The organism is Roseicyclus mahoneyensis (genome assembly GCF_003148775.1).
Classification (GTDB): Bacteria; Pseudomonadota; Alphaproteobacteria; order Rhodobacterales; family Rhodobacteraceae; genus Roseicyclus; species Roseicyclus mahoneyensis.
In genome coordinates this window covers 288051-314023 of record NZ_QGGW01000003.1, presented here as the reverse complement: position 1 = coordinate 314023, position 25973 = coordinate 288051, and the positions used below count along the sequence as shown (strand labels likewise).

General features: G+C 63.6%; 27 protein-coding genes and 1 tRNA gene. 9 read left to right on the top strand and 19 right to left on the bottom strand.

Annotation, left to right across the window (positions count from 1 at the left end; all coding sequences use genetic code 11):
* Positions 1-58: 58 nt before the first annotated feature.
* The 8 genes from C7455_RS08685 to C7455_RS08650 all read right to left on the bottom strand — a co-directional run bounded on the left by C7455_RS08685 (position 59) and on the right by C7455_RS08650 (position 6941).
* Positions 59-661, bottom strand: a complete 603-nt coding sequence (locus C7455_RS08685) for a class I SAM-dependent methyltransferase (RefSeq protein WP_109667383.1) — start codon at positions 659-661, stop codon at positions 59-61.
* Positions 648-1919 carry an NAD(P)/FAD-dependent oxidoreductase gene (locus C7455_RS08680; protein WP_170119034.1) on the bottom strand — a complete coding sequence of 424 codons (1272 nt, stop codon included), beginning with the start codon at positions 1917-1919 and terminating at the stop codon, positions 648-650. Before C7455_RS08680 ends, C7455_RS08685 begins: the two co-directional genes overlap by 14 nt.
* The gene (locus tag C7455_RS08675) at positions 1916-2179 is read right to left on the bottom strand and encodes an acyl carrier protein (RefSeq protein ID WP_146199964.1); all 264 of its coding nucleotides are present in this window, start codon (positions 2177-2179) and stop codon (positions 1916-1918) included. Before C7455_RS08675 ends, C7455_RS08680 begins: the two co-directional genes overlap by 4 nt.
* Positions 2163-3611, bottom strand: a complete 1449-nt coding sequence (locus tag C7455_RS08670) for an AMP-binding protein (protein WP_109667379.1) — start codon at positions 3609-3611, stop codon at positions 2163-2165. Before C7455_RS08670 ends, C7455_RS08675 begins: the two co-directional genes overlap by 17 nt.
* Complete coding sequence (locus tag C7455_RS08665; protein ID WP_211315468.1) at positions 3608-4708, bottom strand: acyl-CoA dehydrogenase family protein; 1101 nt, start codon at positions 4706-4708, stop codon at positions 3608-3610. Before C7455_RS08665 ends, C7455_RS08670 begins: the two co-directional genes overlap by 4 nt.
* 38 nt (positions 4709-4746) lie before the next feature.
* Positions 4747-5682, bottom strand: a complete 936-nt coding sequence (locus C7455_RS08660; RefSeq protein ID WP_109667376.1) for an LpxL/LpxP family acyltransferase — start codon at positions 5680-5682, stop codon at positions 4747-4749.
* Positions 5679-6608 (bottom strand): lysophospholipid acyltransferase family protein, encoded by a 930-nt coding sequence (locus C7455_RS08655; RefSeq protein WP_146199963.1) that lies wholly within the window; start codon positions 6606-6608, stop codon positions 5679-5681. Before C7455_RS08655 ends, C7455_RS08660 begins: the two co-directional genes overlap by 4 nt.
* Before the next feature lie 248 nt (positions 6609-6856).
* Positions 6857-6941: transfer RNA gene (locus tag C7455_RS08650), tRNA-Leu, on the bottom strand.
* Between the two features lie 242 nt (positions 6942-7183).
* Here C7455_RS08650 and C7455_RS08645 point away from each other — a divergent pair.
* On the top strand, positions 7184-7675 hold the full coding sequence (locus C7455_RS08645) for a Hint domain-containing protein (protein WP_245904267.1): 492 nt from the start codon (positions 7184-7186) through the stop codon (positions 7673-7675).
* Here the strand turns inward: C7455_RS08645 and C7455_RS08640 are convergent.
* Positions 7672-9219 (bottom strand): NAD(P)H-hydrate dehydratase, encoded by a 1548-nt coding sequence (locus tag C7455_RS08640; RefSeq protein ID WP_109667566.1) that lies wholly within the window; start codon positions 9217-9219, stop codon positions 7672-7674. The two genes, C7455_RS08645 and C7455_RS08640, sit on opposite strands and share 4 nt — an antisense overlap.
* 194 nt (positions 9220-9413) lie before the next feature.
* Between C7455_RS08640 and C7455_RS08635 the strand changes: the two genes are divergently transcribed.
* Positions 9414-9752, top strand: coding sequence for a P-II family nitrogen regulator (locus C7455_RS08635; protein ID WP_109667371.1), 339 nt, complete (start codon positions 9414-9416; stop codon positions 9750-9752).
* A gap of 81 nt (positions 9753-9833) precedes the next feature.
* The gene (gene glnA / locus C7455_RS08630) at positions 9834-11240 is read left to right on the top strand and encodes a type I glutamate--ammonia ligase (RefSeq protein ID WP_109667370.1); all 1407 of its coding nucleotides are present in this window, start codon (positions 9834-9836) and stop codon (positions 11238-11240) included.
* 109 nt (positions 11241-11349) lie between these two features.
* Here the strand turns inward: glnA and C7455_RS08625 are convergent, their stop codons facing one another.
* The 9 genes from C7455_RS08625 to C7455_RS08585 form a co-directional block, all read right to left on the bottom strand.
* Positions 11350-11544, bottom strand: a complete 195-nt coding sequence (locus C7455_RS08625; RefSeq protein ID WP_109667368.1) for a hypothetical protein — start codon at positions 11542-11544, stop codon at positions 11350-11352.
* Between the two features lie 98 nt (positions 11545-11642).
* Positions 11643-12317: an SMC-Scp complex subunit ScpB gene (scpB, locus tag C7455_RS08620; protein ID WP_109667367.1), complete on the bottom strand. Its 675-nt coding sequence runs from the start codon at positions 12315-12317 to the stop codon at positions 11643-11645.
* Positions 12314-13117 (bottom strand): segregation and condensation protein A, encoded by an 804-nt coding sequence (locus tag C7455_RS08615; RefSeq protein ID WP_109667365.1) that lies wholly within the window; start codon positions 13115-13117, stop codon positions 12314-12316. Before C7455_RS08615 ends, scpB begins: the two co-directional genes overlap by 4 nt.
* A complete protein-coding gene (locus tag C7455_RS08610; protein ID WP_109667364.1) occupies positions 13110-14123 on the bottom strand; it encodes a glycoside hydrolase family 3 N-terminal domain-containing protein in 1014 nt (337 codons plus the stop codon). The genes C7455_RS08615 and C7455_RS08610 overlap by 8 nt, the downstream gene beginning before the upstream one ends.
* A gap of 10 nt (positions 14124-14133) precedes the next feature.
* Positions 14134-15132, bottom strand: a complete 999-nt coding sequence (locus C7455_RS08605) for an SPOR domain-containing protein (protein WP_109667362.1) — start codon at positions 15130-15132, stop codon at positions 14134-14136.
* A gap of 97 nt (positions 15133-15229) precedes the next feature.
* Positions 15230-16960, bottom strand: a complete 1731-nt coding sequence (gene argS, locus C7455_RS08600; RefSeq protein ID WP_109667360.1) for an arginine--tRNA ligase — start codon at positions 16958-16960, stop codon at positions 15230-15232.
* 135 nt (positions 16961-17095) lie between these two features.
* The gene (locus tag C7455_RS08595) at positions 17096-17455 is read right to left on the bottom strand and encodes a hypothetical protein (protein ID WP_109667359.1); all 360 of its coding nucleotides are present in this window, start codon (positions 17453-17455) and stop codon (positions 17096-17098) included.
* Positions 17456-17571: 116 nt separating this feature from the next.
* Entirely contained in the window at positions 17572-17913 is a 342-nt protein-coding gene (locus tag C7455_RS08590) for a hypothetical protein (RefSeq protein ID WP_146199962.1), read from the bottom strand.
* A 59-nt stretch (positions 17914-17972) separates the two neighbouring features.
* Positions 17973-19148 (bottom strand): deoxyguanosinetriphosphate triphosphohydrolase, encoded by a 1176-nt coding sequence (locus C7455_RS08585; RefSeq protein WP_109667356.1) that lies wholly within the window; start codon positions 19146-19148, stop codon positions 17973-17975.
* A 99-nt stretch (positions 19149-19247) separates the two neighbouring features.
* Between C7455_RS08585 and C7455_RS08580 the strand changes: the two genes are divergently transcribed.
* Positions 19248-19574, top strand: coding sequence for a HesB/IscA family protein (locus tag C7455_RS08580; protein ID WP_109667565.1), 327 nt, complete (start codon positions 19248-19250; stop codon positions 19572-19574).
* Positions 19575-19595: 21 nt separating this feature from the next.
* Here C7455_RS08580 and C7455_RS08575 read toward each other — a convergent pair whose 3' ends face one another.
* Complete coding sequence (locus C7455_RS08575) at positions 19596-20531, bottom strand: Hint domain-containing protein (protein WP_170119033.1); 936 nt, start codon at positions 20529-20531, stop codon at positions 19596-19598.
* Between the two features lie 172 nt (positions 20532-20703).
* Here C7455_RS08575 and xth point away from each other — a divergent pair, with 172 nt between their 5' ends.
* The 5 genes from xth to C7455_RS08550 all read left to right on the top strand — a co-directional run bounded on the left by xth (position 20704) and on the right by C7455_RS08550 (position 25935).
* Complete coding sequence (xth, locus tag C7455_RS08570; RefSeq protein WP_109667563.1) at positions 20704-21486, top strand: exodeoxyribonuclease III; 783 nt, start codon at positions 20704-20706, stop codon at positions 21484-21486.
* Positions 21487-21696: 210 nt separating this feature from the next.
* Positions 21697-23022 (top strand): sn-glycerol-3-phosphate ABC transporter substrate-binding protein UgpB, encoded by a 1326-nt coding sequence (gene ugpB, locus C7455_RS08565; RefSeq protein ID WP_109667352.1) that lies wholly within the window; start codon positions 21697-21699, stop codon positions 23020-23022.
* Between the two features lie 98 nt (positions 23023-23120).
* Positions 23121-24008: a sn-glycerol-3-phosphate ABC transporter permease UgpA gene (gene ugpA / locus C7455_RS08560; protein WP_109667351.1), complete on the top strand. Its 888-nt coding sequence runs from the start codon at positions 23121-23123 to the stop codon at positions 24006-24008.
* A gap of 14 nt (positions 24009-24022) precedes the next feature.
* Complete coding sequence (ugpE, locus tag C7455_RS08555; RefSeq protein ID WP_109667349.1) at positions 24023-24871, top strand: sn-glycerol-3-phosphate ABC transporter permease UgpE; 849 nt, start codon at positions 24023-24025, stop codon at positions 24869-24871.
* A gap of 2 nt (positions 24872-24873) precedes the next feature.
* Positions 24874-25935, top strand: coding sequence for an ABC transporter ATP-binding protein (locus C7455_RS08550; RefSeq protein ID WP_109667348.1), 1062 nt, complete (start codon positions 24874-24876; stop codon positions 25933-25935).
* The last annotated feature ends 38 nt before the right edge of the window (positions 25936-25973 follow it).

The following is a 25973-nucleotide window of genomic DNA, read 5'->3' as shown; positions in this document are numbered from 1 at the left end:
GTCTTGCTCGCACCGAGATGGAGAATGATTTCTCTTGGGTTCATGGCATGATACCCAGCTAGACCTTGCGGTCGAAGACCATGAACCAGCCCTGCCGAGCATCTTCATCATCGGCGAAGCGCATCTCGTTGGCAGATCTCAGTTCGAAATGATCCGCCAAGGCGCTTTCAGTCCTGTCAACGAGGTCGGCGTCTTGAGGATCCACGCGATGGGACAAAAGGAGCATACCATCAGGGGCCAAGTGCCGCGCGATGTTGGCGGCGTAGAGCGCGGCATCGTCGTGCCCCAAACCGTGCAGACATCCCCGGTCATGAGCCACGTTGAACGGGGCTCCCGCAATATCGTCACGCGTGGCATCGGCACATGCAAATCCAACCTGATGACCGGATGCGACAGCCCGCGCACGCGCCTTTTCCACCGCAGCGGCGGAATAGTCGACGCCCAAGCAGGGGCCAAACCGGGCCGCAAGATCCATTGTCAGGACCCCATCGCCGCAGCCGACATCAAGCCATCTGGCTCCGTGCGGGATTTGCAGTCGCGCCACCTCTTGCACGAACCAATCGGGAAGCACCTCGATGCGCCAGTGGGGGTCGAAATCCGCACATCCCCATTTTCTGTCCCAAATGGATATCTTGGTCTCGTTGGTCTCACGCGGCCACATGGTTTTTGTCCTCGGCGCGCGAATTCTGCAGTGTCTGGCGCATCAACCTAAGCGCCTCCACGTCATCGACCGATGGATCGAAAATCCGACCAGCAAGCAGTTCTGCCACCTCGCGCTTGTGGGTGAAGTGCGCGAGCTTCAAGAAGGCGAGCGGCACCGTCCAGAACGTGTCGAGGATGGTTGTAACCACCGCCTGCGCGCGGTTCGATGTCGTCACGAAGGCCTCGATCGCGGCGCCCTCGGTCGCCAGGTCATCGAGGGTCTGCGCGATGAGAGCATCGACCAGTTCCGCCTCCTTCAATCCGAGCCAGACGCCGAAGGAAAAGATGGGATCAAGGAACCTGTGTGAATCCCCTATGGCTGCATAACCCGGCCCCGCGAAATCGGCGATCTCGTAGGAGTAGTTTGCACGGGTCCAGACCTCTGTCACGCGCGTCGCCCGCGCGCTACGGTCGGCAAGTTCGGGGTGCAGGGTTGCAAGCTGATGATCGTAGAATGCCTCCGGCGAAAGTCCGGATGCACGATAGGTATCCTGCGGCACGACGATGCCGATGCTGGTTCGCATGTCACTGACTGGAATGTGCCAGGACCAATGATACTGTTTTGTATAGTAGAGAAGCGTGTTGCCGCTTGTAGGGCCCTCGTCCCGCCTGACGCCGTCGACATGGGCATAAAACGCAATCTGTTTGTCGAAGCCGCATTTGTTCCGCACACCAAGAACCCCCACCTTGGAAAGGAAGGTTCCAAAACCTGACGCATCGGCCAAGAAGCGGCATCGAAGGCTCCGGTCTTCGCCGTCGGCTGTCCTGATCACAAGACCGGTGACGCGCGCATCATCCATGATGACAGAGCGCGCGTCGGCGCAAATGTGCACCGCGCCCGCGTCCGTGGCAGCCTTGAGCAAGATGGCGTCGAACTCGGGGCGTCTGACCTGCCATGTCGGGTTGGGAATGTGGCTGCCATCCTCCGCAATATCGATGATGGGTACATCAAAGGTGGCGCGCGGGTTTGGCCCATATACCCTGACGCCGCGCTTTACCGGAAAGCCGTGGGCCGTCATCTCGTCTTCAAGCCCCATGTCGCGCAAGAGCTGCCCCGCTGTGCCGGTGAGAGACTCACCCACGCGGTGGCGCGGAAAGTGCTCGCGCTCGACCACGGCCACGCGCAGCCCGCGGTTGGCGAGCCGCCAAGCCAATGTGCTTCCCGCTGGACCCGCTCCGACGACAACAACGTCGAAGGCATCAAAATCAGCCGTCATGCGCATGCCTTCTTGATCATGTCACCAATAGCCCTTGGTGTGGCGAAGTTTTCCGGCGTTAACCACTCAAGGGGGATCGACGTCCCATGGGTCTTCTCGAGGAAGAAGACGAGGTCCATGAGTTGCAGCGAATCCAGAAGCTGAATGTCCAAAAGCGCGGTATCGGGTTGGATATCCTCTGGCGAACTTCCGGTCTTGTCCATGATCCAGCCCAAAATTCCATGGAGCACGCGATCCGGTTGGTCAAAGCCAGTGTCCACGCTGTATCTCCTTCGATTTCGAGTCGAGGGCTTGCCGGTCAATTTTGCCGTTCAAGGTTCTGGGAAGCGCCTCAACCACAGTAATGCGACCCGGCACACACACCCGTGGCAAGCGACCGCAAAGCCAGTCCCTTACCTCCTTGCGGGCATCCACGGTTCGGTCATCCACCACAATGAACAAGTGCAGATTCGTGTCAATCAGACCGGAGCTGTATTGAACGACTGCACAGGCTTGTACCAGATGTGACTGCGAGGCGACGGCCTCTATTTCGTCGAGGCTGACGAGGATACCGCGGACCTTGATCTGTCGGTCACGCCTCCCCGACAGGTGGAGGATATCGCTGGCGTCTTGCCAACCGTAGTCCCCAGTTCGGTAGGTCGTCGCCCGGCCGTCCAGTCGGGTCCCGAGCGTCCGGTCCTGATCACCCCAGTAGCCCAGGAAGACCGACGGTCCTTCGACGCAGATCTCGCCTTCTTCACCAACGGGAACCGAGTGCCCTTCGGCATCGGCAATCCAGACACGCGCACCGCTACAGGGCCGACCTATGGGCACCAGCGAAGTGTCCGCTTCGGTGACCTCATGCCAAGTCACCACATTCGTCTCTGAGGGGCCGTAGAGATTGGCCAGACGCGCGTTTGGTGCAAAGCGTCGCAGCGCCTGCAACGTTGGCGCGCTCATCACCTCACCTGCGAAGAGAACCCAGCGAAACGCCGGCATTGCCGTCTCGTGCAGACGCGCAATCATCGCATAGACGGTCGGAACCGCGTAAATCAGTGTCGCCCCCTCGCGGCGGGATACTGTAGCCACCTTCGCGGGAAAGCTCGCCTCGATCTCGGAAAGCAGGTGCACATGGGCCCCCGCGCCGAGCCCCGCGAAGATATCGAAGGTTGCGAGATCGAAATGAAGCGGTGCGACGGAGAGTATGTGATCACTGCTGCCAAGCGAGAAGGCCTCGGTGGCCCAAGTCACAAAGGCTGACAGGTTGCCGTGGCTGATCGTGATGGCCTTGGGCGTCCCTGTCGTGCCAGAGGACATGAGCACGAGCGCCGGATGCCCAGGCTCTATCGCAGTGGGCTGGAAGGATGCAGCGTCAGGTGCGCCCGCGCGCACAGCGTCTGCGATTGCCTGCGTGACTTCAAGGCGAGGCGCCATCCGTTCGATCACGCTGGCCTTGCGCCGGTCGGGGGTTCGGTAGTCCAGCGGTACAGCGATCGCGCCTATGGCCAAGGCCGCGAGAAGAGCACAGACCGCGTCGCAGCCCTTCGGCAAAGTGATGAGGACCGGGTCGCCTGCCTTGACACCTGATGCACGGAAATGGTCCGCAAAGGCTGCAATGCGGGCGTGCATGTCGGCCCATGTAAGCCGTTCTGTTTCATCGCTGAGCGCAAGCCGGTGTGGATTGGTGGACTGGGCAAGAAACGAGACGATCATCGCTGCCCGCTTTGATGAAGACGCGTGGCGATCAGGGTTCTCTGGATTTCAGATGTCCCTGACGCCGCAGCCACGGCCAGCGCATCGTCCAAAGCATCAGCAATCCCCGCTTGGTTGGACCACCCCGCGCCCGCCATCAGCTGCCGAAGGATCACATGGCATTCCACGAGAGTTTCGGCCAGCGTCAGTTTCGAAATCGAGGGCCAATGCGCCGCGTCTTTTCCCTGATCAAGTGACCACGCTCCGCGATAAAGAATAAGCCTAGCGGCTTCGATGCGCGCCTGAACATCAGCGAGCGGATGACACACGGCCTGATGCGCGGTGAGGGACCCATTGGCATCGCGGCGCGCCTCGAGATGCGCGCAGACAGCGCGGAAATCCCTTTCAAGAGCGCCAAGGTTCCCCGCAAGGATACAGCTTCTCTCCCACTGCATCATCGCCATGAAGACCGCCAACCCTGCCCGCCGCCGACCTAGAACCGCACACTCCGGAAGGACGCATCCATCAAACCGCACGCGGCCCATATCGGCCCCGGCAAGACCCCGGCCGCCTGCCAGCGGCTCGATGGTAACGCCGGACGTGTCGGCCGGAACCAAGAGCACCGTGAGGTTCATGGGGGGCGGGGCCCCGTCCTCACGCGCAAGCACCAGCAACACGTCCGCCTGTGTGGCATTGGTGACGTAGGTTTTCGCACCAGCGAGAGACAGTTCGCCGCGCCCAAGGTCGCGGATCACCGTTTCCATAGCGCTCAGCGTCGATCCGCCGGACGGCTCGGTCAACGCGAGCGCCCCGACCGCTTGCCCGGCTGCAAGCTTGTCCAGCAGGTCTTGAACCTCGTCGGCACTCCCGAACCGAGACATCGCGGTAGCGGCTCCGAAAAGATGCGCGCCGGTGGCGAAAACTGCGCCGCGGGACGCGCCCGCTTCACCCAGCGCCTCGAAGGCCGTTACGGTATCCAGCGCACTCAGCCCGGCCCCGGCAGGCCGAGAGAGGCACAGCCCCATCCACCCTTCCTTGGCGGCGGCCTGCCAGCCTGCCGATTTGGCGAAAGCTCCGGCTTCGACGCGAAAGCAGCCAGCATCCCGGGCGGCCTTCATACGCAGCTCGAGCTGTGTTGGGGAATACGCGAAGTCCATCACCGGACCTGTGGCGGCGCGTCAGGCAGCGCCAGATACTCTTGCACGTCCCCGTCGCTGACGTTGCCGAAGTGATTGATCCAAGTCCACTCCAGTAGATCCCTGTACTTCATCGTGATTGCCTCGGCTCTCTCATCATCTGAACACCCGGCATCCATCGGGGCGATCTCGGGAAAGACCTCCAAGGTGGGGCTCCCGACGGAGTTCACGGTTGCTTGCCAAGGGATCACCCGTGCCTGGGCCCTTGTCGCACAGTAATTCAAGCCACTCTTGAAGATCCGTATTTTCCCGAGGAAACGCCGCGCATCCCCTGCCCGGCCCTGCCGTCCATCGGCGGCCATCACAAGGAACCGACCGGCCTTGAGCGCTTCCATTCCCTTGGCAACCACGAGCGGGCCTTGGTCTTTCGGCCGGAGCAATTGCAGCTTTTCGTGCCCCGGCAAGCCAAGAAGGCGCGTGGGAAGCCCTCCGCCCAGCACTGTGATGGGAAAGCCGAACTGCGCAAGGATGTGCGGGCCAATTTGACCAATGCCCACATGTGTCGTTGCGAGGATGACCGGATTTCCGGATACCGCCGCGGCCTCCAGATGCTCAAGTCCCTTGATTTCGATCGCCTCCGAAATGCGTTCTGGGTGAGAAGAGCAAAACTCGAAAAGCATACGCAGAACAAGCAGCCTTTCCCGCATGATCTTTTGTACGATGAGGTCGTTCGGGCTCGTGCGGTCGCTCAACTCGACGCCTGGCAAAGATGTGAGGTATTCCTTTGGAAATCCATGGGATTGCCGCTCCTCTGCTGAGGACGCAAGCCTGTGAACGAAGTCGATCACATCACGATAGGGCCAAGACCAGAACTCCCTGACCCACGCCGGCGCAAGACCGTGGACCTGCGCAAGGTGCGCGCTCATTCGTTCGATTTCTGGCACGTCGTGAGTCATCCGCGCACGCAAAATGAGTGTGCCGCAGCGCCCGGTTCGCACTCGGCGCGCGAAGCTTGGAGCCTGAGTTGGCGATCCGGAACGTTTCTCTCATGCAAGAGCCAGTATTTCTCGAGCGCGGTGACATACCCGTGGGCAATCCCTTCCTGACGGTCTTGATCTGGCCACTCATCCGCGATTGGGCACAGCGGATCCCCGAACTCGATGGTGAGGTTTGCGTCACTATCGAGGCGCGCGTAAACGGGAATCGCCTCGGCCTTGCAGCGCGTGATGGTGTAACCGAACCCGGACTGGAACTGCCGGGACTTGCCGAGGAAGTTGAAAGCCCTGCCTGATGTGCCTGCCACGCCATCTGCAGCGGTGAAGAGAACGCGGCCAGATTCAAGATCGGCCATCGCGCGCGCCAGCGATGCCAAACGAAATCCTCCTGTCGGAATATGCGCGATGGTCTCATATCGAGGAAGCTTGAGCCCCTCGAAGAAGTTTCGCCGCGATTGGTGGGAAATCGCATAACCCAACAGGTTGAGGACATACGATGTTGCAAGCCCCGGTCCGACATGGCCGCCAAGCAGACAGACACGCCCGCACGACGTCAAAGCCTCATCCAGCCTTTCAAGACCGACAACATTGACCTTGAGTCTGACTTCAGTCGTCTCGGTGCTGAAAAGATGCAGTGCCAGTGGCAGGATGAAAAGGTTCTTGGCCAGCACCCGCTCCGGCGGCATCGCACCGAGATGCGAGGTCGGGATCATCGCGTTCGGTTTCGCAAGCTCCGGGTCGGATGCAGCTCTCTTCACTTCCTGCACCAGCTCCGGCCATGGAGTGGACCAGATCCGCGCAAGGTCTTCTTCCTGCAGGTGCTCGCTAATTCGCTCCCCTGCCCACCACGCCGCCGCCGAATTCAGGATGTCGTGGTCGATTTTCACGTGGTTCGGCTCGCGTTTCTTGAGGGCTATCACTGACAAAACCAGAACATCCCCCCATGGTCACAACGGCTAGTGCGTCCAAGGCGGGCTGTGAAGGTCAAAGTACAAGAAGCTTTGGCGCCGTTGGTCCGACATGCGTACAACGGCACCAGACCGGAACACGAAAGTGCCAAACGGCGTGAGAACACTTTTGCCTATTCAGGTGGCGAAGTGCCCCTGATTTCATGGCAAACACGCTGAGGAAAATGTGGTGCGGGTGAAGGGACTCGAACCCCCACGCCTTGCGGCGCCAGAACCTAAATCTGGTGCGTCTACCAGTTCCGCCACACCCGCATTACCGCGGGGCTTTAGCAGAGGGTCGCCCCAAGCGCGAGACGGAAAACCGACCCGGCGTTAACCAGATGTCAATCTTGGCCTACGATGCTGCCGGCATGATCCGAAAGTTTTGTCGCAACACTTCAGGGGTGCTTTATTCGCGAAATAACATTTTTCCTGTGCAGGTCGAATCAGCCGCGTTACGGTCGTTTCACAAACAAAAGGGCGCACAAAGCGTCCGCGACCGAGCAGGTTTCGACATGATAGAGATGATCTCCATCGCAGCACAGCTGCGGGCGGATGACATGGGCGCAGGCACACCCATGGCAATCGCGCCCGGCACTTGCGTGCTGACGCTCGACGGCGCCTTGCCCGTCGACCACCTTTACCCCGGCGACCGGCTGGTGACGCGTCACGGCGCACGACGGATCGAGGCGATCGATCGCGTCACGCTGGCGGCAGGAACAGCCATCGTCAGCATCGCGCAAAACGCTTTGGGCGGGCGGCCAGAACGCGATCTGTGGCTGCCTGCGGGACAGCGCATCGTGATCCGCGACTGGCGCGCCAAGGCGCTTTACGGACAGGCGCAGGTCTGTATCGCGGTGGGCCAGCTGGTCGATGGCGAATATATCCGCTTGTCGGAACTGCCCGCGGAGGTGATGGCTTATGCGCTCCGCTTTGGCCGGCCCGAGGTGTTCTATGCCGACGGGCTCGAACTGGCCTCGGCTGACCGGTTGACCATCCCGGCCTAAAGCCCGAGGTCAAGGAACACCCGCGGCAGCATCTCGGGCAGATCCTCTGCGATCAGCCCCGGACCGAAGGCGCGCGCGGCCTCCACATGCAGCCATGCGGCGGCCTCGGCCGCCTTCATGGCGGGCCGCCCCTGCGCCATCAGCCCCGCGATCATGCCCGCAAGAACGTCCCCCGACCCCGCCGTGGCCAGCCATGGCGTCGCCCGCTCATAGGCGGCGGAATGGACCGAACAGGCGCCCGAGGCATCCGCCATGACCGTGTCCGGTCCCTTGAACAGCACCACGCAGCCTGCGCGCGCGGCGGCTTCCCGTGTGGCATCAACCTTTGAAAAGGCCGGGCCTGCCTGCGCCGGAGCATCCAGTTTCTCGGCGATGTCAGGGAAAAGTCGCGCAAACTCACCTCCATGCGGCGTCAGCACGCATCGCGGATGCAGCATGGCGAAAAGGGCCGCAGGCTCGCCGGCAAAGGCCGTCAACGCGTCCGCATCCAGCACGACCGCCCTGTCCGTCACCGGCGTCAGGGCCACCGGCACCAGTGCCCGTGCCCGCGCCACCCCCAACCCCGGGCCGAGACACAGCGCATTGATTCGCCCGTCCTCCAGCAGCGTCGCCAGCGCCCCGGCATCCTCCGCGGGCTGCAGCATGATCGCCGTCAGTTGCGCCGCGCATTCCGGCATCGCGGAACCCGGGGCACCCACCGTGACCAGCCCCGCGCCCACCCGCAACGCGCCCCTTGCGGCAAGGCGCGCGGCACCGGACCGGCCCATGGGACCGGACAAGATCAGGGCGTGACCGTGCGAGAATTTGTGGGCACCAATACGCTTTACCGCGACATCCGGCGCGCCGACTTTCCGGACCGCGCCCGAACTCTCGAGTTCGCTGCAAGATCTGGAGTCGAGGCCGATATCGACCGTGACGATCTTTCCGCATGCCCTCGGCCCTCGTCCAAGCCGATGGCCCAGCTTTTCTCGATGAAACGTGACCGTAAGTTGGGCGCAGAACTGACCGGCAACGCCACCCAGTTCCCGCCCGGAATCGCTGCAAATTCCGGAGGGCACGTCTATTGCAACGCATCGAAACCGCTGGCAGGCCATCCCCTCGCTGTCGCGCGTCTGGCTAGGGCCAAAGCTGGAAAGCGGCAGGTCGACGCCGCGCTTCAGGCCTGTTCCGAAGATCGCATCGACGAGCAGGTCCATACTTCGTGAATGGATCGTTGTCGTGATCGCGTGCTGGTCAAGTTCCCCAACCTCCCCCATCTCTCGCCACCGCTTGTAATTCACCTGCGCGTCCGGCGGCATTTTTTCGGCATTGCCGTAAAGGTAGACCTCCACCTCCCAGCCCCACGCCTTCAACAGCCGCGCCACAACGAACCCGTCGCCGCCATTGTTGCCGGGCCCGCACAGCACCACAGCGTGACGTGGGGCGGCCGCCAACTCCGGCCACTCCCCGAACACCGCCTCGACGACGCCGCGCCCCGCAGCTTCCATCAGCTGCAGCCCCGTGACCCGCCCGGTGGCGATATCGGCCTGCTCGACCGCGCGCATCTGCGCCGCGGTCAGAAGGTTGCCGGAGTCTATTGTTTTCAATTCGCTCACTTTATGTGCGCCACGCCTGTTTTTTGACCACTAAGGGGGAATCCAGGTCCACTTCCCCGATCCCCCGACGCTAGCGCATGGACCCTCCGGCGCGAAAGTGCTGTCAGAGGTCCGCACGCACTGGCGAGGAGGCCGCGAGACCGATGAAAAAGATCGAGGCGATCATCAAACCCTTCAAGCTCGACGAGGTGAAGGAAGCCCTGCAAGAGATCGGGATTCAGGGCCTCAGCGTGACCGAGGTCAAGGGCTTTGGCCGCCAGAAAGGTCACACGGAACTCTATCGTGGCGCTGAATATGTTGTGGATTTCCTGCCCAAAGTGAAGATCGAGGTGGTGCTGACCGACGACATGGTAGATGCCGCGATCGAGGCGATCATCGATGCCGCAAAGACCGACAAAATCGGCGACGGCAAGATCTTCGTCTCCGACATCAGCCAGGCGATCCGCATCCGCACAGGGGAAACCGGCGACGACGCGATCTGACGCGACGGCGCATACACACATCGGCCCGGCCACATCCGGCACGGGCCCGACACTGGACCACTACGTCAAGGGAAGGTCACGATGAGCAAAGAATCATTCCTGAAACTTATGAAGGACGAAGGCGCGGAATACGTCGACATCCGCTTCACCGATCCGCGCGGCAAGCTGCAGCACGTCACCGTGATCGCCGATCTCGTCGATGAGGATTTCATCGAGGAAGGCTTCATGTTCGACGGCTCCTCGATCGCCGGATGGAAAGGCATCGAAGCCTCCGACATGAAGCTGATGCTCGACACCGACAGCGCCTATGTCGATCCCTTCTACGCCGAAAAGACGATCTGCGTGCATTGCAACGTGGTCGAGCCCGACACCGGCGAGCCCTACAACCGCGACCCGCGCGGCACCGCCCTGCTGGCCGAGGCCTATCTGAAGTCGACCGGTATCGGTGACGCGTTCTACTGCGGCCCCGAGGCGGAATTCTTCGTGTTCGACGACGTGCGCTATGCCGTGACGATGAACAAGGTCTCCTTCGAGGTCGACGCCGTTGACGGCGCGTGGAACACCGACACCGAATACGAGATGGGCAACACCGGCCACCGCCCCGGCATCAAGGGCGGCTATTTCCCGGTCAACCCGATCGACCCCGGCCAGGACCTGCGGTCCGAAATGCTGTCCACGATGAAGCGGATGGGCATGAAGGTCGACAAGCACCACCACGAGGTCGCGTCGAACCAGCACGAACTGGGCCTCATCTTCTCGACGCTGACCAAGCAGGCGGACGAGCTGCAGAAATACAAGTATGTCATCCACAACGTGGCCCATGCCTACGGCAAGTCGGTGACCTTCATGCCCAAGCCCATGGCGGGCGACAACGGCACCGGCATGCATGTCAACATGTCGATCTGGAAAGACGGCAAGCCGCTCTTTGCCGGCGACAAATACGCCGACCTGTCGGACGAGGCGCTGTATTTCATCGGCGGCATCCTCAAGCATGCCAAGTCGCTGAACGCCTTCACCAACCCGTCGACCAACAGCTACAAGCGCCTGATCCCCGGCTTCGAGGCCCCGGTTCTGCGCGCGTATTCGGCCCGCAACCGCTCGGGCTGCGTGCGCATTCCGTGGACGGAAAGCCCCAAGGCCAAGCGCGTCGAGGCCCGTTTCCCCGACCCGTCGGCGAACCCCTACCTCGCCTTTGCCGCGCTGCTGATGGCCGGCCTCGACGGCATCCAGAACAAGATCCACCCCGGCGATCCGTCGGACAAGGATCTCTACGATCTGCCGCCCGAGGAACTGGCCGGCATCCCCACCGTCTGCGCCAGCTTGCGCGAGGCGCTGGAGACGCTGGAGAAGGATCACGACTTCCTGCTCAAGGGCGACGTGTTCAGCAAGGACCAGATCGAGGCTTACATGGCGCTCAAGTGGGACGAGGTCTACGCCTTCGAGCACACCCCCCACCCGATCGAGTACAAGATGTACTACAGCTGCTGACAGCTGGTCTTGATACAGGAAACGGGCGCCTTTGGGCGCCCGTTTTCTTTTTTGTCAGATGTTTGCGATGCGATCTTGATGTCGCGCGTGACACAGCTCGCCGGGGCTGTCAGAACCGGCCTATCCGCCGCGCCATCCGCATCGCCTGTTTCGTGCGCTGCGCGGTCTGGCGGGTCTGCGCCTGCTGGGCGGGCGTCGCCTCGCCTGCGTTGCCGCGTGACATGCGGCTGATCCCGGCGTCGATGCCACGGTTCATCAGCCGCCCGATCACGCGTCGGAAAATCATGTTCAGGATACGGTCCATCTGTCTGCCTTTCGCCTGTGCCCGTCTTGACGCGGGCCGCTTTGGGGGGTGCCATCGCAGTCGGGTATAGCATGATTGCGGCGGAATTCGGAGGGGTCTCAGAAATCCTCGTCCTCGGGCGGCAATTGCGCTTCGGCATCATCCTCGAACATGTCGCCCGTCCCGTCATCGCGGGGCAACTCGGCCTCTGCCCCCTCGGGCGGGCGGCTTTCCAGCAGACCCGCTTCGCGCAATTCCTTGAGGCCGGGCAGGTCACGCGCGCTTTCCAGCCCGAAATGGTCCAGAAACCCTTGCGTGACCACATAGGTCACTGGCCGGCCCGGCGTCATCTTGCGGCGGCCAAAGCGCACCCATTCCAGTTCGATCAATTGGTCCACTGTGCCACGCGACACGCTCACGCCGCGGATCTCCTCGATCTCAGCGCGCGTCACAGGCTGGTGATAGGCGATGATCGCCAGCGTCTCGATGGCCGCGCGGCTGAGTTTCCGCGTCTCCACCGTCTCGCGCGCCATGAGGAAGCCCAGATCCGCCGCCGTACGCATCGCCCAGGCATCGCCGACGCGCGTGACCTGCACGCCGCGCCCCTCATAGCGACGGCGCAAGAGTTGCACCGCCTCGGCGGGGTCCGAGCCATGGGGCATCCGCGCCTCCATCTCGGCCAGCGTCATCGGCGCGGGGCTGGCAAACAACATCGCCTCGACCATGCGTTCCTGTTCGGCCAAGGGCGGCGCGCGGAACAAGCTTTCGCCGCGGGCGTCATGCGCATCGCTCATCGGTCGTCCCTGCGGCGCAACTCGATGGGGGCAAAACTCTCGGTCTGGCGGATCTGCACCCGGCCCGCCTTGGCCAGTTCCAGCGCAGCGGCGAAATTCGCCGCCGTGGCCGACCTGCGGCGTTGGGGGTCAAGCTGCCAGCCGTCCGGCAGATAGCTCATCAAATCGGTCCAGTCGCCCGCATAGCCGATCAACCCGCGCATCCGGTCCAGCGCCTGTTCCATCGTCAGCACATGATCGCGGTCCATGACGAAGGGGCGGAAATCGTCGCGGGTGCGGATGCGGGCATAGGCCTGCATCAGGTCGAGCAGCCCGGCGCTATAGGTGATCTTGCGCGCGGTCGTGATTTCGTCGGACGCGCCGCGCGGGAAGCGGTCCTGAAACAGCCGATCGCGCGCCATCAGTTTCGCGGCGCAATCGCGCATCGCGGCCAGTCGTTCGAGCTGAAAGGCCAGATAGGCGGCCATTTCCTCGCCCGATGGCCCCTCCTCGGTCGGGTCGGGCGGCAGCAGCAGACGCGATTTGAGAAAGGCGAGCCAAGCCGCCATGACAAGGTAGTCGGCCGCAAGTTCGATCCGGAGCGTGCGCGCCTGTTCGATGAAGACCAGATACTGTTCGGTCAGTTGCAAGATCGAGACGCGCCGCAGATCGACCTTTTGCGTGCGTGACAGCGTCAGCAGCAGGTCGAGCGGCCCTTCGAACCCGTCCACATCGACGATCAGCGCCTCGGCCGCGCGGCGCGAGGCGACGGCATCCCATTCGGGCTCGGCGTCATTGGCGGCGATGGGCCGATCAGCCATAGACCTCTCCGTCCAGAAGGTCGGCAAGGTCAGCCTCGGCGGCCTCGATGTCAAGCGGTGCAGGCGTGGTGCGGGCGGCCAAGGCGGCCTCCGCCCTTGTCAGCGATGCGCCGTCGAGCGCGCCGGAATGGGCCACGACGGCCTCCATCTCGGGGCGCTCGCCGTTGCAATGCAAGATCAGGTCGCAGCCCGCCGCGCGCGCACGGGCCGCACGGTCCCCGAGTGGGCCGGGCAGCGCGCCCATCGACAGATCGTCGGTCATCAAGGCGCCCTGAAACCCGATCTCGTCGCGGATCATGGCGATCATTGCGGGCGACAGCGTGGCGGGCAACTCGTCGCCCAACGCCTCGTAGACGATATGGGCGGTCATCCCCAAGGGCAGATGCACGAGCGGGCGGAAGGCCGCGAAATCGACGCGCTTGAGTTCTTCCAGAGGGGCGGTGACGCGCGGCAGGGTCTTGTGGCTGTCCACCTCGCCCAGACCGTAACCCGGCAGGTGCTTGAGCACCGGCAACACCCCGCCCGCCAAAAGCCCCTCGGCGACCGCACGCCCCGCACCGATCACCGTGTCGGGTTCGGTGCCATAGAGCCGGTTCTTCAGGACCGGATGCGTCGTGTCGCGCGCCACGTCGGCCAGTGGCATGCAGTTCACGTCTATGCCGACGCTGCGCAATTCATGCGCGATCATGCGCGCGCGCAGACGCATGGCGCGCGCGGCGCGCAAGGGGCCTGCCTGCGCCATCTGGTCAAGCGCCGGTCGCCACTGCCGCCAATATGGCGGACGCATCCGCTGAACCCGGCCGCCTTCCTGATCGATCAGGATCGGCGCGTCGCGCCCCACCGCCGCGCGCAGGTCCGAGGTCAGCGCCAGAAGTTGCGTCGGATCCTCGATGTTGCGGGCAAAGAGGATGAACCCCCAAGGCTGCGCCTCGGAGAAAAAACGCGCCTCGTCGGGCGACAGGCGCGGACCTTCGCAGCCGAGGATCGTGGCGGAAAGCCCGGCCATGCGCGCCGCCCTACCTGACCGTCACGGGAATGCAGGGCGCGTTTTGTGCCATCAGCACGGCGCAGAACCGGCGCGAGGCGGCCAGATCGTCGAAGCCATGCGCGCGCAGCCGGTAAAAGGCCGATCCGCCCGAGGTTGCCTGCTGGATCACGCGGGGGCGACCTGCGAAGTAATCCGGGAAGCGCGCCGTCAGCCTGTCCCATTCGGCCCGCGCGATCTCGGGCGTGTCGAAGGCACCAAGCTGGACCAGCCGTGTGCCTTCCGGCAGGTCGGCGGCTTCCAGTTCTGGCACCGTCTCGACTGCCAGCGCGCTCGTGGCTGGGCCGGAAAATGCCAAGGCCGCCAGCGTTGCGGGCCGCGACGGCGGGCGCAGCGACCGCGACGGACCCGGAACCGACGCAGGAATGATCTGGAGGGATTCGCCCGCATTGGCCACTGCTGGCACTGGGCTGGCGGACACCACGGACGCCGGCGTATCGGATGACACCGGCCCAAGCGGTTCGGCCCGGTCCATCAGCCGCTCGATCAGGGCCTGTGTGCTTGCAGCGACCTCGGCGGGTGTGGGAGCCTCGGACTCGGTGGCCACCGCGGCGGTCTCGGTCACGGGAACAAGATTTGCCGCCGAGGCAGAGGCCAGCGCGCTCACATCCAGATCGACGGGCGGGGGCGCAAGGATCAGCCGGTCGGGCACAGGTGCTGCCTCAGCGCCTTCGGCCAAGCGGTTGACGGCCAAACCCTGATGTTCGGCCTGCGTGCCGCCCGGATCGGCCGGGGCGACGCGCATCGGGCCTTCGAGGGCGCGGATCACCGGCACGCCGGACATGTCGCGGACCGTCAGTTGATAGGCCCAGACCACCATTCCGATAACCAGACCGAGCGAAATCACCGCACCTGCCCAATTGACCAAGGTGCCGATCCGGGGCCCGCCTGCGGTCGCGTCAAGCTGTGCCGCACCGTTGCGCGGCGTGGCATGTGCCTCATCCGTCTCGAAATAGTCGAAATCCGCCATATCCTGCCATGCCTGCCCATGCGCCCCTTTTTGTCGGCGCGCGGGGGCGCCGGGGCCTTGCCTGTCTCGATCTGGCCGGCGGAAGGTCTTGATCGCCTTACATCTTGTCGGCCGGTTTAACTCCAAGAATACCAAGACCGTTGGAAATGACAATCGCCACGGACCGAATCAACGCCAGTTTTCCCCGGCTTGTGGCATGATCGTCCTCTTGCCAGAAGCGCAACGTGGTGTCGGAATTGCCCTTGTTCCACAGCCCGTGAAACTCCGACGACAGGTCATAGAGGTAAAAGGCGATCTTGTGCGGCTCATGGGTCTGGGCGGCGCTTTCCACGATCCGGGGCCATTCCGCCAGCTTTGCTGTCAGCGCCAATTCGACCGGATCGGCGATGCAGGCCAGATCATCGGCCCCGCCGGGGAACACACCCTGTTCCGCCGCGCGCCGCAGGACGGAGCTGATCCGGGCATGAGCGTATTGCACATAAAAGACCGGGTTGTCCTTGGATTGTTCACGAACCTTTTCCACGTCGAAATCCAGCGGCGCGTCGTTCTTGCGCGTCAGCATGACGAACCGGGTGACGTCCGAGCCCACCATCTCGACCACGTCGCGCAGCGTCACGAAGGTGCCCGCCCGCTTTGACATCTTCAGTTCTTCGTCCCCGCGCCTGAGCTTGACCAGCTGCGTCAGCTTGATGTCGAGCGGCACGCGACTGTCCGACAGCGCCGCGACCGCCGCCTTCATCCGTTTGACATAGCCACCGTGATCGGCGCCGAAAATGTCGATCAGCTCGTCGAAACCCCTTGAGATCTTGTCGAAATGATAGGCGATGTCGGGGGCGAAATAGGTCCAGCTGCCGTCCGACTTCATCACCGGGCGGTCGACGTCGTCGCCGAAATCGGTCGAGCGGAACAGGGTCTGTGTCCGCGGCTCCCAATCCTCAGGCGTCTTGCCCTTGGGCGGTTCCAGCACGCCCTCGTAGATCAGGCCCTTGCCGCGCAGATCGGCCAGCGCCGCCTCGATCCGGCCGGTGCCGTAGAGCGATTTCTCGGAGTAGAACACGTCCATCGCCACGCCCAAGGCGGCCAGATCCTCGCGGATCAGCTCCATCATCTTGTCGGTGGCGAAATCGCGGATCTCTTCCAGCCAGACCTGTTCTTCGGTGCCCACGAACCTGTCGCCGACCTTGTCCTTGAGCGCCTGCCCGACCTCGATCAGGTAGTCGCCGGGGTAGGTGCCATCGGCAAAAGCCACCTCCTGCCCATGCGCTTCTAGGTAGCGCAGGTAGACCGACCGTGCCAGAACATCGACCTGCGCGCCGCCGTCGTTGATGTAGTATTCCCGCGTCACCTCATGCCCGGTGAAGGCTAGAACGCTGGCCAGCGCGTCGCCGAAGACCGCGCCGCGCGTATGGCCCACATGCAGCGGCCCCGTGGGGTTGGCCGAGACGTATTCGACGTTCACCCGCCGCCCCTGCCCCATGTCGGACCGGCCATAGGCCGCCCCCTGATCCAGAATGGCCGCGATGACGCCGCGCCAAGCCTCGGCCGTCAGCCGGAGGTTCAAGAACCCCGGCCCCGCCGCCTCGGCGCTGGCGATCCGCGGATCAGCGACGAGCTTGACCGCCAGCGCCTCGGCGATGTCGCGCGGCTTCATGCCGGCGGGTTTTGCCAGAACCATCGCCGCATTCGTCGCCATGTCGCCATGCGCCGCATCGCGCGGCGGCTCAACCGCGACAGCCGACCGGTCGAGGCCTGCGGGCAGCGTGCCCTCGGCTTCCAACGCGGAAAGCGCGGCAAGAGTTGCAACGTGGATATCGGCAAACAGGGTCATCTTGCACCTAACGGATCTGGTGCCTGCGTCCTACCACGGTTGGGCCGGAGGTCAATCGACAGAGCCCAAACTGGCACAAACCATGACCCCGCAAGGCAGGCGGGCCTACCGCCCCCCTCTCTGCCTGCCCTTCTGTCAGTGCCCGCAATAGTGGAAGACTTCCGCGTAACCGTCCTCCACCAGCACGACACCGCCGGAATTGTCGGACACGAGCATGAAGGACCGCGTCCAGGTCTGGCCCTCGCTCCGGCAGGTCGCGGTATAGACAAAGGTATCATACAGACCGGCAACCGGCGTCCGGGCCGTAACGTCGCAATGGCTTTCGTAGAAGGTCAGCCCGGGCCAGTAGATGTCGAGCGCCAGTTCGTTGCGGTAGCCCAGCCCGCATTGATCCCCGTTATAGATGCCGTCGTACGTCTGGGATACGCCCGGAACGGCAAGGGCGGCACTCAGGACGGCAGCTGTGGCAAGCGATCGGAAAGGTCGGACAGGCATGTGGGATGTCCCTCATCTTATGGGTGATGCAGAGACCCTAGCCCCATGCCCAGCCCCAATCCAGCGTTTCGACGTGCCCGGGGCCTTGCCTTGCCGTTCCCAGCCCTGACGCGCGGTCAATTGCAGGTGACGAACCGATCTTCGTTTCCGTCGACCCTGAGCACAAGATCGCCATCGGCATTGCGGTAGAACAGGGCTGTCTGCACCTGCGGACCGCCGCCGTAATCGCATGACATCGTGTATTGGATACCGCCCGACGGTTCGTCGACCGGGGTATCGTCGGACAGCGTGCAAGGCGTCTCGTAGAAACTCATGTTGGCCCCGTCGATGACAAGGGCGACATAGGGCGGCGTGTCGCAAAAGGCGTATTCGTAAACGCCATCAAAGCCTTGAGCCATGCAAATTGCTGGCAGCACAATGACGAATGCAGTTGCAGGAATGATGCGGGTCGTGGTCATGGCGATGAATTCCTTTTGGTTGAAGGCGGAAAGCCTGCCGTGACCCATCGTAGTTGTCACTACAGGTTTTCCAATGGTTTCGCCGCAGACCTGTTTGCTTCGCCGAAAATCCGCGCATGGGTCTGCAGCGCGAAACGGTCCGTCATCCCCGAGATGTAATCCGACACCAGCCGCGCCAGTGCGGTCTCGCCCGTCACCTCCTCCACGTCCTTGCGCCATTGTTTGGGCAATTCCTGCGGGTTGGCCATGAAATGCGGAAACAGGTCATGGACCACCGCCGTCACCTCGCGCCGCATCACGATCACCGAAGGTGCCCGGTACATGCGGTGGAACAAGAAATCGCGGATCACCTTTAGATCGTCGAACAGGCCTTTGGAAAACCGGATGATCGGCCGCCCAGCGGCACGGATGTCAGTCGGGCTGGCGGGGTTCAGCGTGGCCAATTCCGTGCCCGCATATGCGATCACATCCTCGACCAGCACGCCGAAAAACCGGCGCAGCGCCTCGTGGCGGCGGCGGTAGTAGTTGAGGCCCGGGTAGCGGCGGTCGACCTCGGCGAAACAGTCGCGCAGGATAGGCAGTTCGGCCAGATCGTCGGTCGAAAACAGCTCCGCCCGCAACCCGTCATGCAGGTCGTGGTGATTGTAGGCCACGTCATCGGCGATGGCGGCGACCTGTGCCTCGGCGCTGGCATGGGTCGACAGCTCCAGATCATGGGCGTCGCAATATTCCGCCAGCGCCCAGGGCGTCGGGGGGGCAACCGGACCATTGTGTTTCGCAATCCCCTCAAGGGTTTCCCATGTCAGGTTCAACCCGTCGAACTCAGCGTAATGGCGTTCAAGATGGGTCACGATCCGGATCGCCTGCGCATTGTGATCGAACCCGCCATGGGGCGCCATCAGCGCCTGAAGCGCATCCTCGCCAGTATGGCCAAAGGGCGGGTGACCCAGATCATGGGCCAGCGCCACGGCTTCTGTCAGGTCCTCGTCCAGCCCCAGCGCGCGGGCAATGGTGCGCGCCACCTGCGCCACCTCGATCGAATGGGTGAGCCGGGTGCGGAAATAATCGCCTTCGTGTTCCACGAAGACCTGCGTCTTGTGCTTCAGGCGGCGAAAGGCCGAGGCGTGGATGATCCGGTCGCGGTCGCGCTGAAAGGGCGAGCGAAAGGTGCTTTCGTCCTCGGCCACGCGGCGGCCGCGGGTCTGGGTCGGGTCGCAGGCAAAAGGCGCGCGCATCGTATCGGTTCCGCTTCTTGTCGGAGTTGACCGGGTTCATATATGCTCAGGGCACAGAATGCGACAGCGCCGGAAGGATTGCCGCCCATGACCCTCACCCTGACCGTTCCGCCCAAGGTCACCGACCGCGCCTATGCACGGCTGGCCGAGATCAACGAGGCCGCGGGCGAGGCCAAGGCATTGCGCATCGCTGTCGAAGGCGGCGGCTGTTCGGGCTTTCAATATGAGATCAAGCTCGATGATCCGGCCGCCGACGATCTGGTGCTGGAAGGCGGCGGGCAGAAGGTGGTGGTCGATGCCGTGTCCCTTCCCTTTCTCGCCGATGCCGTCATCGACTTCACCGAGGAACTGATCGGCGCGCGCTTCACGATCCAGAACCCCAACGCCTCCTCGTCTTGCGGCTGCGGCACGTCCTTCTCGATGTGACCCGATGCCCGGCGCGGGCCGTCAGGCCGCGTCGCACAGCGCCCCGGCCTGCATGTCAACCAGCAAGGCCGCCTCGTGACGCCGCAACACCCGGCGGGCGGCCGTCATCTGGGGGCCCGGACCAGCAGGCGTGTCGGCGACGGCGGCAAGGATCTCGGCCCGCAGCGGGCTTTTCGGGTGGCACAGGTAGTCCCCGAACAAGAAGCTCTCGCTCGCCATCCCTTCGGCGTGAACGATTTCATGCGTGTCGAACATCAGATGCACATAGGTGACCTCGGCGCGGGGGGCGCGCCGGATCTTGTCGCCATTGACCAGCAGATGCGCCGGACACAGCACCTCGGTCTCGCCAAACAGCACCTCGGCGCGCCAATCGTCGATCAACACGCAATGCAGCGGTGACACGAACAGCGTGCGGTGATCGCCCAAGGCACCAGCTTCGAACCGGATTGGCGCATGGGCGCCGAAGGCCGGCACGGTCCGCCGCCCGACCCAGCGCAGCGGCAGCGGGCCATGGTCTAGCGTTTCGACCAGATCGCCGATCCGCAGCTCTTCGACCCGGACCTCGCCCCCGGGCACGGCGATGCGAGTCCCGGCCACGAAACAGGGCGGACCAAGGTTGCCCACGGGAAATTGCGTGCTTGCGGTGACGAAGGTGACAGCCGTCGCCGTCGCCCCGTCGATCAGGACGGACCCGTCCGAAGGCGTGAAATAGCGGCCGCCGTCGTTAGTGTAGAAGGTCACGCCGGTGATGGTGACGCCATTGATCGTCACCGTATCGCCAACCCAGACCGCGTTCACGATACTGCCATTGATCGTGTCGCCACTGTTGGGGCGGATCAGCCCGTCACCATCGGCATCGTCGATCGTCATCGTCACGACCGTGATCGTCACCGGCAAGGGCGGCGGCACACCGGGGTCGAAATTCCCCGCAATGGTCTGATCCGTATAGATCGGCATTGTGTCTCCATCTTGCTGTCCGAAGGCCAGCATGGGATGAATAGACTGCGCCTCTGTTTCCACTGTGGAACCAATGGGGCCATTTTGCGGTCATCGCAGGGCCGCGCCAAAGCGCGTCCGCCGCAATCTGATGCGGAAACGGGCGCGGTCTGGCACATCGGCGGAGGCGGGCATGAAGATCGCGACGTTCAACATCAACGGCATCAAGGCGAGGGTCGAGGCGCTGAGCGACTGGCTGGGCGAGTTTCAGCCCGATGTGGCCTTGTTGCAGGAGATCAAATCCGTCGACGAGGGGTTCCCGCGCGCGCAGTTCGAGGACATGGGCTACCGGGTTGAAACCCACGGCCAAAAGGGCTTCAACGGCGTCGCCATACTGTCGCGCCTGCCGCTGGAAGATGTGACGCGCGGCCTGCCCGGCGACGAGGCCGACGAACAGGCCCGCTGGATCGAGGCGACCGTGATGGGCGAGACCACCGCCGTGCGCGTGGCGGGCCTCTACCTGCCCAACGGCAACCCGGCGCCGGGGCCGAAATACGACTACAAACTGGCGTGGATGGCCCGGATGGAGGCGCACGCCCGGACCCTTCTGGCGCAAGAAATGCCGCTGGTCGTGGCAGGCGACTATAACGTCATCCCGCAAGACGAAGATGCCGCCAAGCCCGAGGTCTGGCGCGCAGACGCGCTCGCCCTGCCGCAAAGCCGGGCCGCCTATCGCCGCATCCTGAACCTCGGCTTCACCGAAGCCATCCGCGCCCGCACTCAGGCTCATGGCCTCTACAGTTTCTGGGACTATCAGGCCGGCGCGTGGGAGCGGAACAACGGCATCCGCATCGACCACCTGCTGCTCAGCCCGCAGGCCGCGGACCTGCTGGCAGATGCAGGCATCGACAAACCCGTGCGCGGGCGCGACAAGCCATCCGATCACGTGCCGGTCTGGATCGATCTTGCGGCCTGAACGGGGCCGATCGTTGCAAACGCAAAAACTTGCGCTGCCGATTTGTCTTTTAGTTGATTTCCGTCCCGACGTGATGTCTCAATCCGCCGCAAGGTGTAACATACCTGTCACAAAAGAGCGCTAAGCGCCATGCGGAGGGAGGGCCACGACGGCCCACTTTCGTTTCCTGACCGACATGAAGCGCCGGGCGACCGGCCGGAGGAGAAACATATGAAATTCCGTCACTTCGCTGCGGCAAGCGCCGTCAGCGTCCTTGCCCTGAGCAGCGCGGCCACAGCCCAGACCCAGATTGACTGGTGGCACGCCATGGGCGGCGAACTGGGCGAAAAGACCGAAGCGCTGGCCACCGCCTTCAACGCCTCGCAGTCCGATTACGTCGTCGTCCCCAGCTATCGCGGTTCCTACACCGAGACGATGACCGGCGCGATCGCGGCCTTCCGCGCGGGCGAACAGCCCAACATCGTGCAGGTCTTCGAGGTCGGCACCGGCACCATGATGGCCGCGCAGGGCGCCATCGTCCCCGTGTACGAACTGATGGCCAGCACCGGCGCCGATTTCGACCCCACGGCCTTCCTTCCCGCCGTCGTCGGCTATTACACCGACCCCAACGGCAACATGCTGTCGATGCCCTTCAACTCTTCCACCCCAATCCTCTATTACAACAAGGACGTGTTCGAGGCCGCAGGTCTTGACCCCGAACAGCCGCCGCGCACCTGGGCGGAAGTCGAGGAATTCTCGCGTCAGATCATGTCCTCGGGCGCTGCCCCTTGCGGCTTCACGACCGGTTGGGTCAGCTGGGCACAGCTGGAAAACTTCTCGGCCTGGCACAACCAGCCGATCGGGACCCTGTCCAACGGCTTCGGTGGGCTTGAGACCGAACTGACCGTGAACGGCCCGGTTCAGGTCCGTCACTGGGAAAACCTCGCCCGCTGGCAGGCCGAAGGCGTGTTCCGCTACGGTGGCCCCGGCGGCGGCAATGATGCACCCCCGGCCTTCTACGCTCAGCAGTGCGCAATCTACATGAACTCCTCGGCCTCGCGCGCGGGCGTTCTGAACAACGCCACCGAATTCGAAGTCGGCTTCGGCATGCTGCCCTATTACGACGACGTCGAGGGCGCACCGCAGAACTCGATCATCGGCGGGGCGACGCTCTGGGTTCTGGCCGGTGGCACCCCCGAGGAAGAGGCCGGCGTGGCCGCCTTCTTCAACTTCCTCTCCTCACCCGATGTGCAGGCCCAGTGGCACCAGGATACCGGCTACCTGCCGATCACCCAGGCCGCCTATGAACTGAGCGAAGCGCAGGGCTACTATGCCGCCAACCCCGGCGCCGATGTGTCCATCAACCAGATGAACATGAACCCGCCGACCGACAATTCCCGCGGCCTGCGCTTTGGCAACTACGTCCAAATCCGCACCGTCATCGACGAGGAATTCGAGCGTCTGCTCTCGGGTGCCGTCGATGCGCAGGGCGCGCTCGACGCGGTCGTGGAACGCGGCAACGCGCTGATCCGCGATTTCGAAGACGCCAACGGCTGATCCCGTTGACCTGATCACCGGCCCGCGCCGCACCTGTTGCGGCGCGGGCCTTTCCATCGCGTGCCTCGCGGCGCGGGCATGTCCAGCTTGGGGGCAGGATGCAGACCAAACGCACGATCTTCGGCAACAAGGGCCTGCCCTACCTGCTGCTGGCACCACAGATCATCATCACCTGCATCTTCTTCCTCTGGCCCGCGGCGCAGGCCGTGCGCACCTCCTTCCTGCGCGAAGATGCCTTTGGCCTGAACTTCACCTTCGTGGGCTGGCGCAACTACACCCGCCTGCTCGACAGCCCCGAATACCTCAACGCGCTCAAGGTCACGGTGATCTTCTCGGTCTCGACCGTGATCCTCGCGCTTGGCGTCTCCCTCATCCTTGCCTTGGCCGTCGACCGCATGATCCGCTCGGGGCGCGCCTACACCACCCTTCTCGTCTGGCCCTATGCCGTTGCCCCGGCTGTTGCGGGCATCTTGTGGTGGTTCATCTTCAACCCGACCATCGGCATCATGCCCTACATCCTCGAGAACTGGTTCGGCTACGACTGGAACCACCTGCTGACGCCGTCGGACGCCATGATCCTCGTCGTGATCGCCGCCGCGTGGAAGCAGATCAGCTACAATTTCCTCTTCTTCCTCGCAGGCCTCCAGTCCATCCCCAATTCCCTGCGCGAGGCCGCCGCCATCGACGGCGCGGGCCCGTTCAAGCGGTTCTGGACCATCACCTTGCCGCTGCTGTCGCCCACGACCTTCTTCCTGCTCGTGGTCAACATCGTCTACACGTTGTTCGAAACCTTCGCAGTGATCGACGCCACCACCGAAGGCGGGCCCGCACAAGCCACCAACATCCTCGTCTACAAGGTGTTCCGCGACGGCTTCGTGGGTCTCAACTTCGGCTCGTCGGCCGCCCAATCGGTAATCCTGATGGGCCTCGTCATCGTCCTGACCGTCATCCAGTTCCGCTTCGTGGAACGGCGCGTGACCTACTGAGGGGGGCCGGTCCAATGGTCGAAAATCAACGCTGGCTCGACTACCTCGCCCATGCCGTCCTGATCTGCGGCGTCATCATCGTGGCCTTTCCGGTCTATGTGGCCGTCATCGCCTCGACGCATGGGCCGACGGCCTTCACCTCCGGCACCATCCCGCTCCTGCCCGGCACGAACGCGGTCGAAAGCTACACGGGCGTGTTTCAGGGCGGGATCGCCGCGCAGATGTCCGTCCCGATCGGGGTCATGCTGACCAACTCCATGATCATGGCCTTGGCCATTGCGGTCGGAAAGATCGTCATCTCGATCCTCTCGGCCTTCGCCATCGTCTATTTCCGCTTTCCCTTTCGGGTGCTGGCCTTCTGGATGATCTTCATCACCCTGATGCTGCCCGTCGAGGTGCGGATCGTGCCCACCTTCCAGGTGATCGCGAACCTCAACATGCTCAACAGCTACTACGGCCTGACCGTGCCGCTGATGGCATCGGCCACCGCCACCTTCCTGTTCCGGCAGGTCTTCCTGACCATCCCCGACGAGATGATGGAGGCCGCCCGCATCGACGGCGCGGGCCCGATGAAATTCTTCCGCGACATCCTTCTGCCGATGTCGCAGACCAATATCGCGGCCCTCTTCGTCATCCTCTTCATCTACGGCTGGAACCAGTATCTCTGGCCGATCCTTGTCACGACCGACGACAGCTACCAGACCATCGTCGCGGGCATCAAACGCATGTCCGACGTGGTCGACAGCGAACCCTTGTGGAATTCCATCATGGCGGTGACCGTGCTGGCTATGCTGCCGCCCGTCGCCGTCGTCATCTTCATGCAAAGGCTCTTCGTGAAGGGCCTCGTGGACAGCGAGAAATAACCATGGCCGAGCTGAAACTGAGAGATGTGGGCAAGACCTATCTGGGCGGCGTCAGCGCCGTCCGGGGCGCCTCGGTCGACATCGCGGATGGCGAGTTTATCGTGCTGGTCGGCCCCTCGGGCTGCGGCAAGTCGACGATCCTGCGCATGATCGCGGGGCTCGAGACCATCACCGAGGGCGAGGTGGAGATCGCGGGCCGCATCGTGAACAAGCTGGAACCGGCCGAGCGTGACATCGCCATGGTGTTCCAGAACTACGCGCTTTACCCGCACATGTCGGTGCGCCGGAACATGGAATACGGGCTGCGCAATCGCGGCACCCCCCGGCCCGAGATCGACCGCCGCATCGCGCAGGCCGCCGAAACGCTGCAGATCACCCAGTATCTCGACCGAAAGCCCCGCGCGCTCTCGGGCGGCCAGCGCCAGCGCGTCGCCATGGGCCGCGCCATCGTCCGCGAACCCGCCGTGTTCCTCTTCGACGAGCCGCTCTCGAACCTCGACGCGAAGCTGCGTACACAGCTACGCGCCGAGCTCAAGGACCTGCACCGCCGCCTCGGGGCCACCTTCGTCTTCGTGACCCACGATCAGGTCGAGGCGATGAGCCTCGCCGACCGTATCGTGATCATGTCGAACGGCCAGATCGAACAGATCGGCACGCCGATGGACCTCTACGAAAACCCCGCCAGCCGCTTCGTCGCCGAATTCATCGGCGCACCCCCGATGAACGTTTTCGACATCACCTCGCCCGCAGGCCAGGCCTTCGGCGCGGTCGCGGGCGGTGCGCCTGCGGCTGCCGGGGCCGTCGGCGTGCGCCCCGAGCAGCTCCGCATCGGGCGCGAGGGCGTTGAGGCCGAGGTGACGCTGGTCGAGGCGCTGGGCGCCGAAACCCTGGTCCACCTGCGCATCGGCGCAGATCGTCTGGTCCTGCGCGACGGGCATGGCAGCCGGATCAAGGTCGCGCAATCGCTGCGGCTGGAAACCGATGCGGGCGCGATCTTGTTTTTCGACACGAACGGCCGCGCCATGGTGCGCGCCACCAAACCCGCGTTGAGCGTGGTGGACTGAGGGGAACGGGAAAACTGCAGTTTTCCCGCACGAGAAAC